The 15,147-nt window shown below is 61.7% G+C and carries 16 protein-coding genes; 12 read left to right on the top strand and 4 right to left on the bottom strand.

The window, feature by feature from the left end; translation table 11 throughout:
• Window positions 1-2: 2 nt before the first annotated feature.
• Together EP380_RS23225 and EP380_RS23220 are read right to left on the bottom strand one after the other, a co-directional pair.
• Complete coding sequence (locus EP380_RS23225; RefSeq protein WP_127601192.1) at window positions 3-1,574, bottom strand: flavin-containing monooxygenase; 1,572 nt, start codon at window positions 1,572-1,574, stop codon at window positions 3-5.
• 180 nt (window positions 1,575-1,754) lie between these two features.
• Window positions 1,755-2,294, bottom strand: coding sequence for a MarR family winged helix-turn-helix transcriptional regulator (locus EP380_RS23220; protein ID WP_127601190.1), 540 nt, complete (start codon window positions 2,292-2,294; stop codon window positions 1,755-1,757).
• 195 nt (window positions 2,295-2,489) lie between these two features.
• Here EP380_RS23220 and EP380_RS23215 point away from each other — a divergent pair, with 195 nt between their 5' ends.
• From EP380_RS23215 to EP380_RS23905, 3 genes are all read left to right on the top strand, one after another.
• Complete coding sequence (locus EP380_RS23215) at window positions 2,490-3,083, top strand: DUF6088 family protein (protein ID WP_127601188.1); 594 nt, start codon at window positions 2,490-2,492, stop codon at window positions 3,081-3,083.
• Window positions 3,076-4,113, top strand: a complete 1,038-nt coding sequence (locus EP380_RS23210; protein ID WP_127601186.1) for a nucleotidyl transferase AbiEii/AbiGii toxin family protein — start codon at window positions 3,076-3,078, stop codon at window positions 4,111-4,113. The genes EP380_RS23215 and EP380_RS23210 overlap by 8 nt, the downstream gene beginning before the upstream one ends.
• Window positions 4,114-4,288: 175 nt before the next feature.
• On the top strand, window positions 4,289-4,423 hold the full coding sequence (locus tag EP380_RS23905; RefSeq protein WP_275069024.1) for a hypothetical protein: 135 nt from the start codon (window positions 4,289-4,291) through the stop codon (window positions 4,421-4,423).
• Between the two features lie 312 nt (window positions 4,424-4,735).
• Here EP380_RS23905 and EP380_RS23205 read toward each other — a convergent pair whose 3' ends face one another.
• Window positions 4,736-5,149 (bottom strand): MerR family transcriptional regulator, encoded by a 414-nt coding sequence (locus tag EP380_RS23205; protein WP_171900124.1) that lies wholly within the window; start codon window positions 5,147-5,149, stop codon window positions 4,736-4,738.
• Between the two features lie 146 nt (window positions 5,150-5,295).
• Between EP380_RS23205 and EP380_RS23200 the strand changes: the two genes are divergently transcribed.
• The 4 genes from EP380_RS23200 (at window position 5,296) to merA (ending at window position 7,890) form a co-directional block, all read left to right on the top strand.
• Entirely contained in the window at window positions 5,296-5,667 is a 372-nt protein-coding gene (locus tag EP380_RS23200; RefSeq protein ID WP_065818586.1) for a mercuric transporter MerT family protein, read from the top strand.
• Window positions 5,668-5,681: 14 nt separating this feature from the next.
• A complete protein-coding gene (locus EP380_RS23195; protein WP_065818522.1) occupies window positions 5,682-5,984 on the top strand; it encodes a heavy-metal-associated domain-containing protein in 303 nt (100 codons plus the stop codon).
• A 246-nt stretch (window positions 5,985-6,230) separates the two neighbouring features.
• The gene (gene merF / locus EP380_RS23190) at window positions 6,231-6,455 is read left to right on the top strand and encodes a mercury resistance system transport protein MerF (RefSeq protein ID WP_127601184.1); all 225 of its coding nucleotides are present in this window, start codon (window positions 6,231-6,233) and stop codon (window positions 6,453-6,455) included.
• Window positions 6,456-6,468: 13 nt separating this feature from the next.
• Window positions 6,469-7,890: a mercury(II) reductase gene (merA, locus tag EP380_RS23185; RefSeq protein ID WP_127601182.1), complete on the top strand. Its 1,422-nt coding sequence runs from the start codon at window positions 6,469-6,471 to the stop codon at window positions 7,888-7,890.
• 18 nt (window positions 7,891-7,908) lie between these two features.
• On the opposite strand, the gene EP380_RS23180 is transcribed toward merA, so the two are convergent.
• Complete coding sequence (locus EP380_RS23180) at window positions 7,909-8,190, bottom strand: hypothetical protein (RefSeq protein ID WP_127601180.1); 282 nt, start codon at window positions 8,188-8,190, stop codon at window positions 7,909-7,911.
• A 50-nt stretch (window positions 8,191-8,240) separates the two neighbouring features.
• On the opposite strand from EP380_RS23180, the gene EP380_RS23175 reads away from it, so the two are divergent.
• The 5 genes from EP380_RS23175 to EP380_RS23155 form a co-directional block, all read left to right on the top strand.
• On the top strand, window positions 8,241-9,596 hold the full coding sequence (locus EP380_RS23175; protein WP_127601178.1) for a dihydrolipoyl dehydrogenase family protein: 1,356 nt from the start codon (window positions 8,241-8,243) through the stop codon (window positions 9,594-9,596).
• Window positions 9,597-9,739: 143 nt separating this feature from the next.
• Complete coding sequence (locus tag EP380_RS23170; protein WP_238720032.1) at window positions 9,740-10,396, top strand: MerR family transcriptional regulator; 657 nt, start codon at window positions 9,740-9,742, stop codon at window positions 10,394-10,396.
• A 3-nt stretch (window positions 10,397-10,399) separates the two neighbouring features.
• Entirely contained in the window at window positions 10,400-11,077 is a 678-nt protein-coding gene (locus EP380_RS23165; RefSeq protein WP_127601174.1) for a cytochrome c biogenesis protein CcdA, read from the top strand.
• Between the two features lie 99 nt (window positions 11,078-11,176).
• Window positions 11,177-12,649 carry a hypothetical protein gene (locus EP380_RS23160; protein WP_127601172.1) on the top strand — a complete coding sequence of 491 codons (1,473 nt, stop codon included), beginning with the start codon at window positions 11,177-11,179 and terminating at the stop codon, window positions 12,647-12,649.
• Window positions 12,650-12,654: 5 nt separating this feature from the next.
• The coding region (locus EP380_RS23155) for a heavy metal translocating P-type ATPase (RefSeq protein WP_164749971.1) at window positions 12,655-15,147 on the top strand (2,493 nt) is incomplete at its 3' end.

The raw sequence follows: 15,147 nt of genomic DNA, 5'->3' as shown, positions 1-15,147 counted from the left end.
GGTCAACAGGCCGTTAACCAAGAAAATTTGCGACAGGCCCACACCACCGGCTTGCCCGGGGTGTTGGCACCGTAAAACCAGGTGTTTTTGGAATAGGCATATAGCGTCTTGTTGGCCATTTCATTAACGTGCTGGGTCCAGGCCGTTTGCGCTGCTTCGCTGGCCTCGATGGTAGCCAGGCCGTTTTGCTGCATGTAAGCGGCGCAATCGGCCACCCATTCAACGTGCTGCTCTATCGACGTGACCATATTGCTGAACACCGAAGGGCTGCCCGGCCCGGCAATAATGAACATATTGGGAAACCCATGCACGGTCAGGCCCAGATACGTTTGCGGCCCGTGCGCCCAGGCCTGGCGCAGCGGCACGCCGCCCCGACCCTTGGGGTTGATGCGGTTAAGCGCCCCCGTCATGGCGTCGAACCCGGTCGCAAAAATAATCACGTCCAGCTCGTAGGCGTCGCCGTTTTCCAGTTCAAGACCGGTTTCGGTAATTTGCTTGATGGCCGACTGCTTGACGTTGACCAGCGAGACGTTGTTGCGGTTGTAGGTTTCGTAATAATAGGTGCCCGAGCACAGGCGCTTGGTGCCGATGTAAAGGTCTTTGGGGCACAGGGCTTCGGCCGTTTCCGGGTCTTTGACAATGGCGCGAATTTTGTTGCGCACGAACTCGGCCGCTTCTTCATTGACCTGTGGGTCGGTCAAAATGTCTTTGAACGCGCGCATCATGTACAGACCGCCCAGATCCCAGCGGTTTTCCAGCTCGGTCCGACGTTCGGCGTCGGACACTTCTTTGCCCGACTTGTGGTTGGTGACCTGGTTATGACCAAACCCCGACGCCCGCGCAAATTTGCGCCGCTCGGGGTAATGCGCCTTCCAGTCGCGCTCGATGTCCGGCTTCATGGGGTGGTTTTGCGCCGGCATGGTGTAGTTGGGCGTACGTTGAAACACGTACAAGTGCTGCGCCTGCTCGGCCAATATGGGCACCATTTGGGTGGCCGACGACCCCGTGCCAATGACCCCGACCCGCTTGCCGCGCACGTCAATGCCGTCTTTGGGCCAGTCGCCCGTGTGAAACCACTGGCCCTTGAAGGTTTCCAGCCCCGCCATAGACGGCACCTGCGCCACCGACAACACGCCGGTCGCCATGACCACGTACTTGGCCTCGTAAGCCTCGCCCGCGTCGGTTTCAATATGCCAGCGCTGCGTTTGATCGTTGAACTCGGCCTTGATCACGCGGGTATTCAGCTGAATGTCCCTGCGCAAATCGAAGCGGTCGACCACATGGTTGATGTAGGCCAGAATTTCGGGCTGACTGGCATAGCGCTCGGTCCAATGCCATTCTTGCTGGAGTTCGTTCGAAAACGAATAGGAATAGTCGAGCGACTCGATATCGCAACGGGCGCCGGGGTAACGGTTATGAAACCAAGTTCCCCCCACCCCATCGCCCGCTTCCAGCGCCTTGACAGACAACCCCAGCTCGCGGAACTTGTAAACCGAGTAGACGCCCGCGAAACCGGCACCCACCACAATAGCGTCAAAATTTTGGGCAGGACCCGTTTGCATGGTCTGGCTCATGCTTGTCTCCTTGGCTCCTGTTTACAGGCACTTTTTTTGGTATGGATAACTGACTATCTATTGATCTCAGCGTACGGGGTGGCCAGTTGTCTGTCAATTGAGATAAGCCATGGCATAAGGAAAATCGACACTATGGTTTTCCCGGGAGGGGGGATGAGAATCAATGCCCATCGCACGCTATCAAGTACCACCTTTTTCTGCCAAGTGATGGGCCAACAGCAAGGCTTGAGTACTGTCACTCGACAGCCTGCGCATTAAATCACTAAGCAACTGGAATTCTTTTCGGCTCAGCGTGCCGAATAAAGCGTCGTTAACAGGCCGTTGTAACTCGGCCAGTTTCACAAGGCGTTTCAAGCCCTCTTCTGTCACACTCAGACAAACCCTACGCCCGTCGCTGGGGTGACGTGTCTTTTCCAGCAACCCCAATTTGACCAATTTGTTGGACTCGGTCGTGATAAACGTACCGCTGACATGAAGCTGCTCGGCCACCTGAGCCACGCCTACATCAGCGCCCTTAGGGGAAGCGTGGCTCACCACAATAAGAATTTGGTACTGAATCGGCGACAAACCAATGTGCGCAGCAAATAGTCCACGGGCCTCGGTCAGCCCCTCCGAGAAGGCGAACAAGTCGTAGAGCATTCGCCGAAAAACATTGTCGTCGCCATCCTTCCCCAGCAGTTCAGCCCTGGCTACCGTCCGACGCGCTTTTTCTAAAGTCATAAAGATTCCTTACGCAAACATTGACAAGCAAAATAGCTTTGCTAGAATGCTATTTAACAAACATAAATATAACTGACAGACCAACTGCGCAGTGGAGACAAAATGGACACGTATCCTGTGCCCTTGATTGTCAGAAAAAGATATCCTATTTTCTGACACATGACGACAGCCACAACACCAGTTTCCGATCGTATCATGCGTCGCGCCCGCGCTGGCGGGCGTGGCAGTGTTTTCACGCCCAGTGACTTTCTGGATGTGGCAGGGCGCGCCGCCGTCGATCAGGCCCTCTCCCGCTTGGTCAAAAGTGGGAAGCTGCGCCGCTTGGCGCGCGGTCTTTATGACTACCCGAAGGTCCATCCGAAGCTGGGGCCGCTTTCGCCGGCACCCGACGACGTTGCGCGTGCACTTGCCCGGGAGACCGGTTCGCGCGCGCAGATCGCAGGTGCGCACGCAGCGAATGCACTCGGCCTCTCGACCCAGGTTCCTGCTAAGAGCCTTTACCTGACCGACGGGCCCTCACGCCGGATCGTGCTGGGCAAGCGCGTGATCGATCTGCGACACGCGTCACCCAAGCATCTGATTGCTCCGGGCAGTCCCGCCGGGACCGTTGTTCAAGCCCTCCGCCATGTCGGACCGGTTCGCGCTGCTGATGTGGCCCGGGTTGCAGCCCGTCGGCTATCGGCCAGCGACAAGAGGCTGCTCGCGTCCAACGCCGTCCAGGCCCCGACTTGGATGCGCCCCACGCTGATCTCGATCGGCAACACAGCATCGGAAGCAATAAATGGATAAGGTCGCTCGTCTTCCGGCAGGTGATCGTGCAGCGCTTTTTGGCGAAACCGGCGCCGGCCGTGGCGTTGCCAACACGATCATCGAAAAGGACTTTTGGGTCTGCTGGACCTTGAAGCGATTGTTCGGTCTTCCGAAGAACGCGGCCGCCAGCCTAGTTTTCAAGGGCGGAACGTCTCTGTCCAAAGCCTTTGGCATCATTCGCCGCTTCTCCGAGGACATCGATCTGTCCTTCGATCGGGCGGATCTCGGCTACACTGGCGATCGTGATCCGGAGCAGGAGGGCATCAGCCGGAAGAAGGCAGGGCGGCTCATCGATGACCTGGTGGAGGATGTCGAGAGACATATCGCCGACAGGTTGCTTCCTGCCCTTCGCGCCGCGATCGTCGATGAGCTCGGCGAACCGCAAAACAATGAGTGGACACTTTCGATCGATGAAGCCGATGCGCAGACGTTGAATTTCCACTACCCGATCGCGCTTCCAGCGGCCGAATATCAAGGCATGGCGTACATCACGCCACGGGTGAAGCTCGAACTCGGTGCCCGCGGCGACCCTTGGCCGATTGAGACGAAGGACATCCACCCTTACGCGGCCGAGGATTTTCCTGACTTCTTCGAGGATCCGGACACGGCCGTCACAGTACTCTCGGCACGACGTACATTTTGGGAAAAAGCCACGGCCTTGCACGCGGAGGCCAATCGTCCTGCCGCGTCCGCGACACCGCAATATTTCTCGCGCCACTATTATGATCTCGCCATGCTGCTTGGCTCCGACGAGGGCAAGGCCGCTGCCGCTGATCTTGAGCTTCTGGCAACAGTGGCGAAGCACAAGGCAACCTTCTTTCGCTCGGGCTGGGCAAACTACGATGCGGCGCGTCCAGGCACCTTGCGGCTGATGCCCAACGAGGTGCGGATCAAGGATCTTAGAGCCGACTACGGTGAAATGGCGCCCATGATGTTCGACGACAGCCCGCCGTCCTTTGACGACATTCTCTCCAGGATCGAAAAGCTGCAGGAGTCCATCAACAGCTAGGGATACGACCTGCCGAGAATTTGGAACTGACGATGCGCGAGATGCCTTTCACCCGATCCACGGTCATCGATGCCAACGAACTCGTCGCCGCGGAAGTGCGCACGCACACGCAGATCAACAAGATTGTGCTCCGAATAGGCTGGAGTCGGAGGTCCCGGACGACAATTCCCTGGGCATGGAGAAGAAGCTCGATCGCCTACTGGCAGGAGTGGTCATGATCACGATGTGCGTCGCCATGATGACGGGATATCTCTCCGCGTTCGCCTTCAGGCTCCCGGAAACGTTTCCGGTGCTGTCTTCGATCGGCTGAATTCGACGCTCGTTGAAGAGACCGTGATTTAACCTTCCTGGCGCTGGAAGGCGCAGGCTTGACCTCTGTAGGCCTTAGGGAGGTAGCAGCGATGGCCTCTAAAACCGAAATATTGGAGCGGATATCCTGCGCGTATTCAGATGTGCCTGCCGGCAAAACCGGCCGGACATCGCCGAATTCATGTTCACAGCAGTGGAGAAACTGGATAGCGAACGCTCGAATTCCGCTGCAGGAAAACGCCCCTTGATGGACGCCTATCGCGATTTGGCTGCTTCCTGTGGATGTGAAAAGGCGTGAAATTCGCAGGCGCCATCACGATGCCAGCGCCTCCAGCACTGGGCATTCCGGCACGTCCTCGCCGGAGCACTGAGCCAGCGTTCTAGCCAGGAGCCGTTCGATGCGCCGAAGGTCGGCGATCTTGGCCCTGATTTCCGCCAGATGCGGTTTCGTCCGTTCCTGGATCTCGGCGCAGGTCTGAGCCTTGCGGTCGACGAGATCCAACAGGCCGCGGATCTCATCGATGCCGAAGCCGAGTTCCCGGCTGCGCAGGATAAAGCGCAGGCGCCGCACGTGCGTCTCGTCATACAGCCGATATCCCTTGGCACTACGCGGCGGCTCCGGCATCAGGCCGATATTTTCATAGTAGCGGATGGTCTCAATGTTGCACCCGGTGCGCTTGGAAAGTTGGCTGCGCTGCAGCCCCTTCACCGGAACGTGTTCTATCATGGCGCAATTTTCCCCTTGAGCCTGTAGTGACTACAGGAGCTATGTACCATGGGACCGAATAGCTGTCATGAGGGTTTTGGATGATGAATGGTGCACGTGAAGCGTCCCTGGATCCGGCGCGCGGAATCGACGGTGGCGAAGCGGATTTGGCGGATTCTCCCGAGTCCGACCGCACGGCCTGGGCAACAACCGGGCTCGGCATACTGGGCGCGCTGGCCATGACCTCGTGCTGCATCCTGCCGCTGGTCCTGGTGAGTTTCGGCGTTACCGGCGTGTTCATCGCCCAGCTCGGTGCGCTCTATGAATACAAATGGATCACCTTCACGCTGAGCGCTGCCTTTATCGGCTACGGGTTCTGGAAGGCGTACCGGCCGATCCCGGCCGTGGCCTGCGCCGACGGAAGCTGCGCGCGGCCGATGAACCGCACATTGATGCGCGCCATCCTCTGGATCGCCACAGCCATCGTCGCGGTTGCGGTGCTGTTTCCCTACGTATCGCCCTACTTTCTGACCTTCTGAAAGGAACCTCGAACATGAAGAAATATCTCGTTCCCGCTGCCATATGTGCCTGGATTGTCGCGTCTCCGGCTCTGGCCGGAGAAAAGCGGATCGACGTCAATGTCGGCGAGCTGACCTGTCCATCCTGTTCGTATATTGCGGCCTCCTCCATGAAGGCTGTGCCAAGTGTCGAGATCGTCGATTTCAAGCAGGGCAGCAAATGGGGTGAAGGCGTGTTCACAGTCACATTCGACGATCAGTTGGCCGATGCGGATATGATCGTTGATGCCGTCAAGGCCAATGGCTATCCGGCTGAGGTTCTTCTGGCCAGCAACTAACCCGAAGCAACACCATGGGCGACGACCGCAAGAGTGACGGGGGCAATATAGGCCTCGGCGCAGTCGCTTTGGTGCTGTGTTGTGTCGCCCCGCTGCTCTTGCTTACGGCCGGCGGCGGAGTGTTGACCGCAATCGCCAGCTATTTCGGTTACGCCTGGATTTTGGTTCCGGTGCTCTTGGCGGTGCTGGCAATATACGTCTTGCGGCGACGGTAACGGCCGGTGACTTTTGAGAAAAAGTAGAAATATGAGTGATAAGACCGGCAACAAGCTCTTAACGACTGGCATCATAGGCACCGTAGTCGCCGCACTGTGCTGTTTCACGCCGGTTCTTGCCATTCTATTGGGCGCGGTCGGTCTCTCGGCTTTGCTTGGCTGGATCGATTACGTGCTGCTTCCGGCCCTGATGATTTTCATTGCATTGACCGGTTACGCCGTCTGGCGCCGCCAACGGCGCATACGGCAGACCTGAGAGGATTTCTTAAATGACGGACGATTGCTGCATACCCAAGGGCAACTACGATCTCGCGGTTATCGGGGCTGGTTCCGCCGGCTTCTCGGCCGCCATCACGGCCGCCGAAGAGGGTGCTAATGTTGCGCTCATCGGCCACGGCATGGTCGGCGGCACCTGTGTCAATGTCGGTTGCGTGCCGTCCAAGACGATGATCCGCGCCGCGGAGGCGCTGCACGGTGCACGCGCCGCACAGCGTTTTCCCGGCCTTGCGGGCGAAGCCAATGTGGTCGACTGGGCAGGTCTTGTCGCGGCCAAGGACGATCTGGTCACGACGCTCAGGCAGAAGAAGTATGCCGACCTGCTGCCCGAATATAATGGCGTCGCCTATCTGGAAGGAAAAGCGCGCCTGAATGGCGCCGGCGTGACCGTGGGTGGCAGTACCATTCCGGCCGGCAGGGTCATCGTTGCCACCGGCTCCTCGCCGGCGGTGCCGGATATTCCGGGCATAGCCGAGATTCCCTACCTGACGAGCACCACAGCGCTTGAACTCGAAACCTTGCCGCGCTCGCTGCTAGTGATCGGCGGCGGCTATATCGGCTGCGAACTGGCGCAGATGTTCGCGCGCGCCGGGGCGGCCGTGACCCTGGTGACCCGCCGCCGCCTGCTGCCGGAAGCCGAGCCGGAAATCTCGGCGGCACTGACCGACTATCTCCGCGATGAAGGGGTCACCATAAAGACCGGGCTCGCATATCGTGGAATTACGCGGGCAGGCGACGGTGTAGAGCTTGCGATCACCGTGAACGGCGACGAACAGATGCTCGGCGCCGAGCAGGTGCTTGTGACCACCGGGCGGTCTCCGAACACCGACGGTCTTGGGCTCGGCGAGGCAGGAGTCAAGCTATCCGATAACGGCGGAATTGTCGTCGACGACCGAATGCGGACGACGCGGGAGGGTGTCTACGCTGCGGGCGATGTGACTGGCCGCGACCAGTTCGTCTACATGGCGGCCTACGGCGCCAAGCTCGCGGCGCGGAACGCGCTGAACGGCGACAGCCTCGTCTATGACAACGCGGCCATGCCGTGGGTGACCTTTACCGATCCGCAGGTCGCGGGCGTAGGACTGACGGAACAGGCCGCGCAAGCCGCCGGTTTTACGACCAAGACCTCGATCGTTCCGCTCGACCAGGTGCCGCGGGCGCTCGCCGCACGCGACACGCGCGGGCTCATCAAGCTGGTCGCCGATGCCGGGACCGACAGGCTGCTTGGCGGCCAGATTCTCGCGCCAGAAGGCGCGGATAGCATTCAAACCCTGGTTCTCGCCATCAAGCACGGCATGACGACAGGGGCGTTAGGCGAGACGATCTTTCCGTATCTCACCACGGTCGAGGGACTGAAACTCGCCGCGCAGAGCTTCGGCAAGGACGTGGCGAAGCTGTCCTGCTGTGCCGGATAGGAGGCAAAAATGGAACCGTCACACCGATATGGCGTTGCCGGGGTGCTTGTCGCCCACATCGTATGCTGTGGCGGGTTGATCCTCGTCGCCACCGGCGCGGTCAGCTTGGCGGGTCTTACCAGTTGGCTGACAGGCGGCGGGCTTTTCTGGCTTGCCGCCGCTGTCCTGGCCGTCGTTGGAATCGTCTTGTGGCGCCGGAGCGCGCGACCGGGCGGCAACGATCCTCGCAAGGACACCGTCACGCATCCCCTTCACGGCCAGCATAAATAGGCTTTCGCCAGAACCGATGGCAGCTTTCATGAAAAGAAGGTGACCAGTCCATAGGCTGCACCAACTGAAAAGGCAGAACCATGAGCGACAACAAAAGTTTCGACCTGATCGTGATCGGCGGTGGCACAGGTGGAAACGGTGTCGCCCGGATGGCCGCCAATGCGGGCTGGAGGGTAGCCAGCATCGACAGCCTACCCTTCGGCGGCACCTGCGCGTTGCGGGGCTGCGACCCGAAAAAGATGCTGATCGCCGTCACCGAAGGGGTCGAGTGGGTCCGCAGCCTCGACGGTAAGGGGCTGGAGGCAAAGACCGCCGTCAACTGGCCGGAGATGATCGCCTTCAAGCGCACCTTCACCGACGCCATGCCCGGCCGCATCGAGGGTGGACTGGAGAAAGCCGGTGTCAGCGTGTTGCACGGCGATGCGCGCTTCACGGGGCGCGATACAATCGAGGTCGATGGCGAGACCCTGTCGGCGAAGCACTTTCATATCGCCACCGGCGCCCGGCCGATGACGCTGGACATCCCCGGCGAGGAATTGCTGGCGACCAGTACCGATTTCCTCGAATTGTCCGAACGGCCCGACAGGGTGGTGTTCGTCGGCGGCGGGTTCATCGCGATGGAATTCGCCCACATCGCCAAGCGTGCCGGCGCGCGCGAGGTGACCGTCCTGGAAATGATGGAGCGGCCGCTGGGGAATTTCGATCCCGACCTGGTCGCGATCCTGTCCTACGCCACGGCCGATCTCGGCGTCGATCTGCGAATGGAGGCCAAAGTCCTGAGGATCGAGAGGAATCGCGCAGGTTTTGCGGTCACCTACGAGACGCCGGGCGGCGTAGAGACTGTCGGCTGCGATCTGGTGGTCCATGCAACCGGGCGTGTACCCAATATTGACCATCTCAACCTCGAAGCCGCGGGCGTCGAATATAGCCGCAAGGGCATCAAGGTCAGCTCCTTCATGCGCACCACCAACCCCGCCATCTTCGCCGCCGGCGATTGCGCAGACAGCGGCCCTAACCTGACCCCTGTCTCAGCCAATGAAGGCCGGGTTGCTGCCAAAAACCTGCTTGCCGGCAAGGATGAGCACGAGGTGAATTACCCGCCAATCCCAAGCGTTGTCTTCACACTGCCGCAGCTGGCTTCGGTCGGGTTGTCCGAAGCCGCAGCACGCGACAAGGGATTGGATTTCGACACCCATTTCGACAAAACGGCGGGCTGGTATTCGTCGCTGCGTGTCGGCGCCAGGCACACCGCCTACAAGGTTCTGGTCGAAAAGGGGACCGGAAAAATCCTGGGCGCGCATCTGATCGGCCCCGGCGCCGAGGAACAGATCAACCTCTTCGCGATGGCGATGGGCGCGGGCCTGACCGCGAACCTGATCAAGGGCCTCATCTTCGCCTATCCCAGCTTCGCCTCCGACATCGGCTCGATGGTGTAGGACCCGGCGGGGTCCGGCAGGTTCCTCCTGACACGCCAAAGTGAAATCACCAGGCTGCAAGGGCTCACTTTCTCACTTGTTGACTCCGTACCGATATACGGAGTGCATATGTGCCTGAAAGGTGAAGAGCCATGGCAAATCCAATGACCATTGCCCGTGCTGCCGAAAAGGCAGGTGTTGGTGTGGAGACCATCCGCTTTTATGAGCGGCGCGGGCTGATCGCGCAGCCGCCTAAACCCCGTGACGGCGGCTACCGTCACTACGATCGCGAGACTATCGAACGTATCCGCTTCATCCGGCAGGCCCAGGAACTTGGCTTTTCGTTGCGTGAGATCGACGAACTCCTGGCACTGAAGACAGACGCCCACACTGACTGCGCCGACGTGCGCCTGCAGGCGGTTGCCAAGCGAAAAGAGATCGAGCGTAAGATCGGGCAACTTGAAGAGATCAGGTCCGCGCTCGACGCGCTGATACCCACATGCCCCGGCGGTGGAGACCTGAGTGCCTGCACGATCATGGAGGCGTTGAGCCACCGACGAGCGGCGACAACCCCGGCGCCTTCTCAAGGCCGCTCCGGCAGTATGGAAACGCGCGCGACATTCACGATCGACGGCATGCACTGCGACGGCTGCGCGCGCACGGTTGAAGCCGTGCTCCTGAGCGAGCCTGGAGTCAGCGAGGTGGACGTCTCGTTCAGCCGCCGGGAGGCCGCAATCCGTTTCGATCCCGCGGCCATCAACAGGGGCCGGCTGGAGCAGGCCATCGTCCGGGCGGGCTATTCGATCATGGAGCCCTCTTAGACAATGGAATTCGGGCTGTTCAATCTACTCATCCTGCCATTGGGGCTTGGCCTGTTCGGCTTCATCGAACCCTGCTCGATCGGCTCCAGCCTGATCTTCATCAAATATCTGGAAGGAAGGAAGGACACGCGGAAGCTCGCCGAAACGGCACTTTTCGCGGTGACGAGGGCGCTGTTCATCGGGAGCCTTGGTGTGGCGGCGGTTCTGGTCGGAACGGCGTTTGTCGGGTTCCAGCGCGGCGCCTGGATCGCGCTCGGGTCTGTCTATACGGCAATCGGTGCCCTCTATCTCACCGGCCGGGCCGGGTTTCTGATGCGATCCATCGGGCCGAGGCTGGCCGGATTGAACGGCACACACGGCTCGATCGGGCTGGGCATTATCTTCGGCCTCAACATCCCCGCCTGCGCCGCGCCGCTACTCCTGGTCCTGCTCGGCTTCGCGGCAACGGGCGGGGCGAGCGGCTCGGCGCTCATCAGCGGCTTCGTGTCGCTGGCGGTGTTCGGGCTTGCCCTGTCGCTGCCGCTGGTGGCGGCGATGGCCTTTGAGCCGGCGCGGCGGATGCTCGACAAGCTGGCAGGCCTGTCGGCACGGATGCCCTTTTGGGCGGGCGTCCTTCTCATTGTCCTCGGTCTGTGGTCGATCTGGTTCGGCCTGTTCGCCACGCTACCGACCTCTACCTGAATTCATCACGAATGGCTCTTGACTCCGTAGTCTGGTACGGAGCGCAAACTACCTCTCGAAGTGGCTCCCCATGCGGAGCTTCAGGAATCGGAGGCAGTCATGATTGCAGGGCTTGCAGGAAGAACCGTCGCATTGACCCTGGCCGGCGTCATCGCCGCAACCGGTCTCTCCGCCGTCCAGGCGCAGGCAGGGGAGACGTTCCAGTACGACGAAACCAATGTCAGGCCGGCCGTCTATTTCGCCGCGCTGTCGAACCTCGCCAATGCGGTGATGTTCTCCGGCCTCGGCGAGGCGCTGGTCATCTCGCCCTATGAGCGTGATGAATGGCTGCGCCGCGCTGGCTACGTCACGCGCCCCGCCATGCCGGACATGGCGGCGGTCGGCCCCGTCTACGCTGGCGCGGAGCCGCGCTTTGCGGGCGCGCCGGATTTTACCGTGCCGCGGACGCTGGTCTGGGAGCAATCCTCCTTCGACCGGACGCTGGACCCGGGCGCGCAGGCCTGGGCGATGGTCAAGATCGCCAGCCCTGAATTCCACCTGCAATATCACGACCTGCCGGACAACAAGCTCGCCGGATTGATGATGATCCCGCAGGCGCGCGCCCAGGCCCAGACGCTCGAGAAGCGGCTTCTCAATCCAGCCGGATTGTTTGCGCCGCTCCATGCTGACGGCACCTTCGGCGAGCCTTCGCCGCGCGACCAGATCGCGGTGGTGTGGGCAGCGTCCAATATCATCCTGGCCAGCACGAGCCGGCGCGATGACTATTGGCACGCGGCTTACCGCGATCTGACGGATCCCGACAGCTATCGCGACCTTCTGCGCAAGGCGTTCGCGGCGGTTCAAAAGCTGCCGCCGCAGACGCCGGCCGAGCGCGGCCTCGCCGTCGAGGCGCTGGGGCGCTTCGCGCTCGCAACCGGCGACGAGGAGGAGCGGGCGAACGCGCTGACGCTTGCCCGCGAACATGCCGACGCCTTGAAGCAAGGTGAGGCAACGGAGATCGAGGATATCGCGCTCACCGTCTACGCCCTGACGGAGGCTGGGCGGCTACTTGCCGAGCCCGGCTATGGAGAAGCGGCCGCCACGGTCTTTCGCGACCGTCTGTTGCCGCTGTGGAACGATGCAGCCTCAGCTTTCCGCAGCGGAGAGGAGTCGACGATCTATACGCCGCGTCTGGCAGGCGCGATTGCGGCAGCGCTCGACGCCATGCGCTGGCACGGTCCGGAAGACCTTTCGGCCCGCGCGAACGCACTGTTCCCGCGCTTCTTCGAGAACGCCGTCATCCGCTCCGGCCTCATGCAGGCGAGCCCGCTGCCGCTGGTGGCCGCGCCCTATCTGAACAGTGAGCCGGCAGAGCATTTCGCGCATCCTGTGCTTCCCCGGGCGGAGCGCACCGGAACGGCGCCCGTCTTCGCCTCCGAGGCGGTCTACGCGGATGGCGGCTGGAGCGTGAGCGATCCGACCTTCCGCACGGCCGACGCTCTGTTCCTCGCCAATATGCTGGCCATCCGGAGCGATGACGGTCGAACCGACACCTTCCTAGATGAAGCTCTTATCGCTGGGCTGGGGAGGTAGATCCGATGCCGGTTTCAGGCCCCGTGGCAACGACCCCTGCCAACACCCTGCAACTCAAGATCGGCGGCATGAGCTGCTCCTTCTGTGCCAATTCGATCTCGTCGGCGCTCCTGCGGGACAAGGGCGTGCGGGAGGCCCATGTGTCGCTCGCCCATGAGGAGGTGCTGATCCGCTTCGCACCGGAGCAGACTGACGAAGGCCGGATCAAGCGCACGCTGACCGATCTCGGCTTCACGATCCGCGATCCACGCAAGGTCAGTGCCTTCGAGGAACAGAAACGTGCCATCCGGCAGGAGGCCGCGGATCTTGCGATGGCCGCGGCGGCAGCGCTTGTCCTGTTCGCGGCCATGGCCGCCATGTGGTTGGGCCTCTGGCAGATGCGCGACTGGCATGTCTGGACGGCGTGGGCCATCGCCACTCTCGTCTTCCTGTGGAACGGGCGGCGCATTATCCGCATGGCCTGGGGCGCGGCGAAGCGCGGCATCACCAACCAGCATGTCTTGCTCTCCGTCGGCGCCATCGGAGCCTATATCGGTGGTGTGCTCGGCGCGCCCCTACCATTCCTTAGCTGGTACGGCTTTGTCGGCTTCCCGGCGGTGGATTTCTTCGGCGTCGTCGTGTTCCTCACCGCCTATCACCTACTCTCGGGTTGGGTGTCGCTCTTGGTGCGCACGAAAGCCTCGGAAAGCGTGCGCCAGCTTCTCTCCATGCAGCCGGCGACGGCGAATGTCATCCGTGACGGTGGAGAACGCGAGGTCGCCATCGAGGCGGTGGTAGTGGGCGATCGTGTGCGCGTGCGCCCCGGCGAGCGTGTGCCCGTCGACGGCCGGGTCGTCGAGGGTGAAAGCGCCGTGGACGAGGCGATCGTCACCGGGGAATCCGTGCCCGTTGAAAAGGCCGTGGGCGCTGAAGTCATCGGCGGGTCGATCAATCAGACCGGCGCGCTTCTCGTCGAGACCACGCGCCTCGGCGAGGAGGGTTTTCTCCATCAGGTCGCCCGCCATGTCGAGGAAGCCAAGGCGATGAAGCCGGGTATCGTCGTGCTGGTCGACCGGGTGCTGAAGCGCTACGTGCCTGCTGTTCTGATCATCTCCCTTGCCGCGTTTCTGTTCTGGGGCCTGTCGCCGGATAGTTGGAGCCGCGAGCCGCATTGGGTGCGCGCCATCTATGCCGCCGTCACCGTGCTGGTCATGGGCTATCCCTGCGCCCTCGGCATGGCGACGCCGCTGGCGCTGATCCGGGGCGGCGGTATTGCCGCCACGCGCGGCATCCTGATCCGCTCGGGCGAAGCCTTCCAGGTGCTCAAGGACATCACCCATGTGGTGCTCGACAAGACCGGCACGCTGACCGAGGGCAAACCTCGGCTAGTCCAGGTCGTTCCCCTCAACGGCTTTGACCGCGAGAGGGCCCTCGCGCTCGCCGCCGCGGCCGAGGAGAAATCCGAACACCCATTGGCCAAAGCGATTGTCACCGGCGCGCAGGCAGACGGCATCGCCTGGGCCGAGGCGCGCGAATTTCATTCAGTGACTGGCGGCGGGGTGTCTGCCAGCGTCGAAGGCGCGCGGGTGCTGGTCGGCGCGGCGCGCCATCTCGGCGCCGAAGGTGTCGATACGCAGGTCGCCGAAGCCGTGCTGCAGGAGCAGGAAGCCCACGCGCATACCGCCGTGCTGCTGGCCGTTGACGGCAAGCCTGCCGGCGTGCTGGCGCTGGCAGACACGTTAAAGGCTGACGCAAAGGAAGCCGTCTCGTCGCTCAAGCGGCAAGGCATCACGCCCCTGCTGGTCACCGGCGACAATCGCCTGACCGCCGAGACGATCGCGCGTCAGGCCGGGATTGACACCGTCCATGCCGAGATCCTGCCGCAGGACAAGGCCGGGATCGTCCGCGCCCTGCAAGCCGGAGCAATCGCAGGAAAAGTGGAAACCGGTTTTCCGTCCGCGATTGCGACCAAGCAAAGAACGCGCGCGCGTGTGGCCATGGTCGGCGACGGCATCAATGATGCACCCGCGTTGACCCAGGCCGATGTCGGCATCGCCATCGGCGCGGGCACCGACATCGCCATCGAGTCTTCCGACGTCGTTCTTATCGGCACCCGCGTCGGCGCGACTGGCGAAGCCATTCGCATCGGCGCCGTCAGCTATCGAAAGACCGTCCAGAACCTGTGGCTCGCCTTCTTCTTCAACGGAATCGGCGTGCCGTTGGCGACGACGGGTCTGGTGCATCCGTCCTGGGCGATGATCGCAATGGCGTTGTCGGTCAGTGCCGTGCTCGCCAATTCCTTTGGCGGGCGTCTCTTCGACCGCCGCGCCGTGCGGGATATAAAGGAGCATGCTGCTATGACGGAACCCCAAGCAAAAAGCGCACATGGGCGCGAAACCATCGGACTTTCTGTGCCAAGTATCCACTGTCAGGGCTGTGTCGACACGCTCACCGCCGGCCTGACAATGCAGGACGGTATTGTCGATTTACACTTCAAACTGGGACTCGGACAATTTCTG

Source organism: Nitratireductor alexandrii, assembly GCF_004000215.1.
Classification (GTDB): domain Bacteria; phylum Pseudomonadota; class Alphaproteobacteria; order Rhizobiales; family Rhizobiaceae; genus Mangrovimarina; species Mangrovimarina alexandrii.
The sequence above is the reverse complement of the archived record's forward strand: the minus strand, read 5'-3'. Positions and strand labels throughout refer to the sequence as shown.

Excerpts from the sequence above, each read along its gene's own strand:
- EP380_RS23225 (WP_127601192.1), bottom strand. The coding sequence starts at position 1,574 with ATGAGCCAGACCATGCAAACGGGTCCTGCCCAAAATTTTGACGCTATT.
- EP380_RS23220 (WP_127601190.1), bottom strand. The coding sequence starts at position 2,294 with ATGACTTTAGAAAAAGCGCGTCGGACGGTAGCCAGGGCTGAACTGCTG.
- EP380_RS23215 (WP_127601188.1), top strand. The coding sequence starts at position 2,490 with ATGCGTCGCGCCCGCGCTGGCGGGCGTGGCAGTGTTTTCACGCCCAGT.
- EP380_RS23210 (WP_127601186.1), top strand. The coding sequence starts at position 3,076 with ATGGATAAGGTCGCTCGTCTTCCGGCAGGTGATCGTGCAGCGCTTTTT.
- EP380_RS23905 (WP_275069024.1), top strand. The coding sequence starts at position 4,289 with ATGGAGAAGAAGCTCGATCGCCTACTGGCAGGAGTGGTCATGATCACG.
- EP380_RS23205 (WP_171900124.1), bottom strand. The coding sequence starts at position 5,149 with ATGATAGAACACGTTCCGGTGAAGGGGCTGCAGCGCAGCCAACTTTCC.
- EP380_RS23195 (WP_065818522.1), top strand. The coding sequence starts at position 5,682 with ATGAAGAAATATCTCGTTCCCGCTGCCATATGTGCCTGGATTGTCGCG.
- merF (WP_127601184.1), top strand. The coding sequence starts at position 6,231 with ATGAGTGATAAGACCGGCAACAAGCTCTTAACGACTGGCATCATAGGC.
- merA (WP_127601182.1), top strand. The coding sequence starts at position 6,469 with ATGACGGACGATTGCTGCATACCCAAGGGCAACTACGATCTCGCGGTT.
- EP380_RS23180 (WP_127601180.1), bottom strand. The coding sequence starts at position 8,190 with ATGAAAGCTGCCATCGGTTCTGGCGAAAGCCTATTTATGCTGGCCGTG.
- EP380_RS23175 (WP_127601178.1), top strand. The coding sequence starts at position 8,241 with ATGAGCGACAACAAAAGTTTCGACCTGATCGTGATCGGCGGTGGCACA.
- EP380_RS23170 (WP_238720032.1), top strand. The coding sequence starts at position 9,740 with ATGACCATTGCCCGTGCTGCCGAAAAGGCAGGTGTTGGTGTGGAGACC.
- EP380_RS23165 (WP_127601174.1), top strand. The coding sequence starts at position 10,400 with ATGGAATTCGGGCTGTTCAATCTACTCATCCTGCCATTGGGGCTTGGC.
- EP380_RS23160 (WP_127601172.1), top strand. The coding sequence starts at position 11,177 with ATGATTGCAGGGCTTGCAGGAAGAACCGTCGCATTGACCCTGGCCGGC.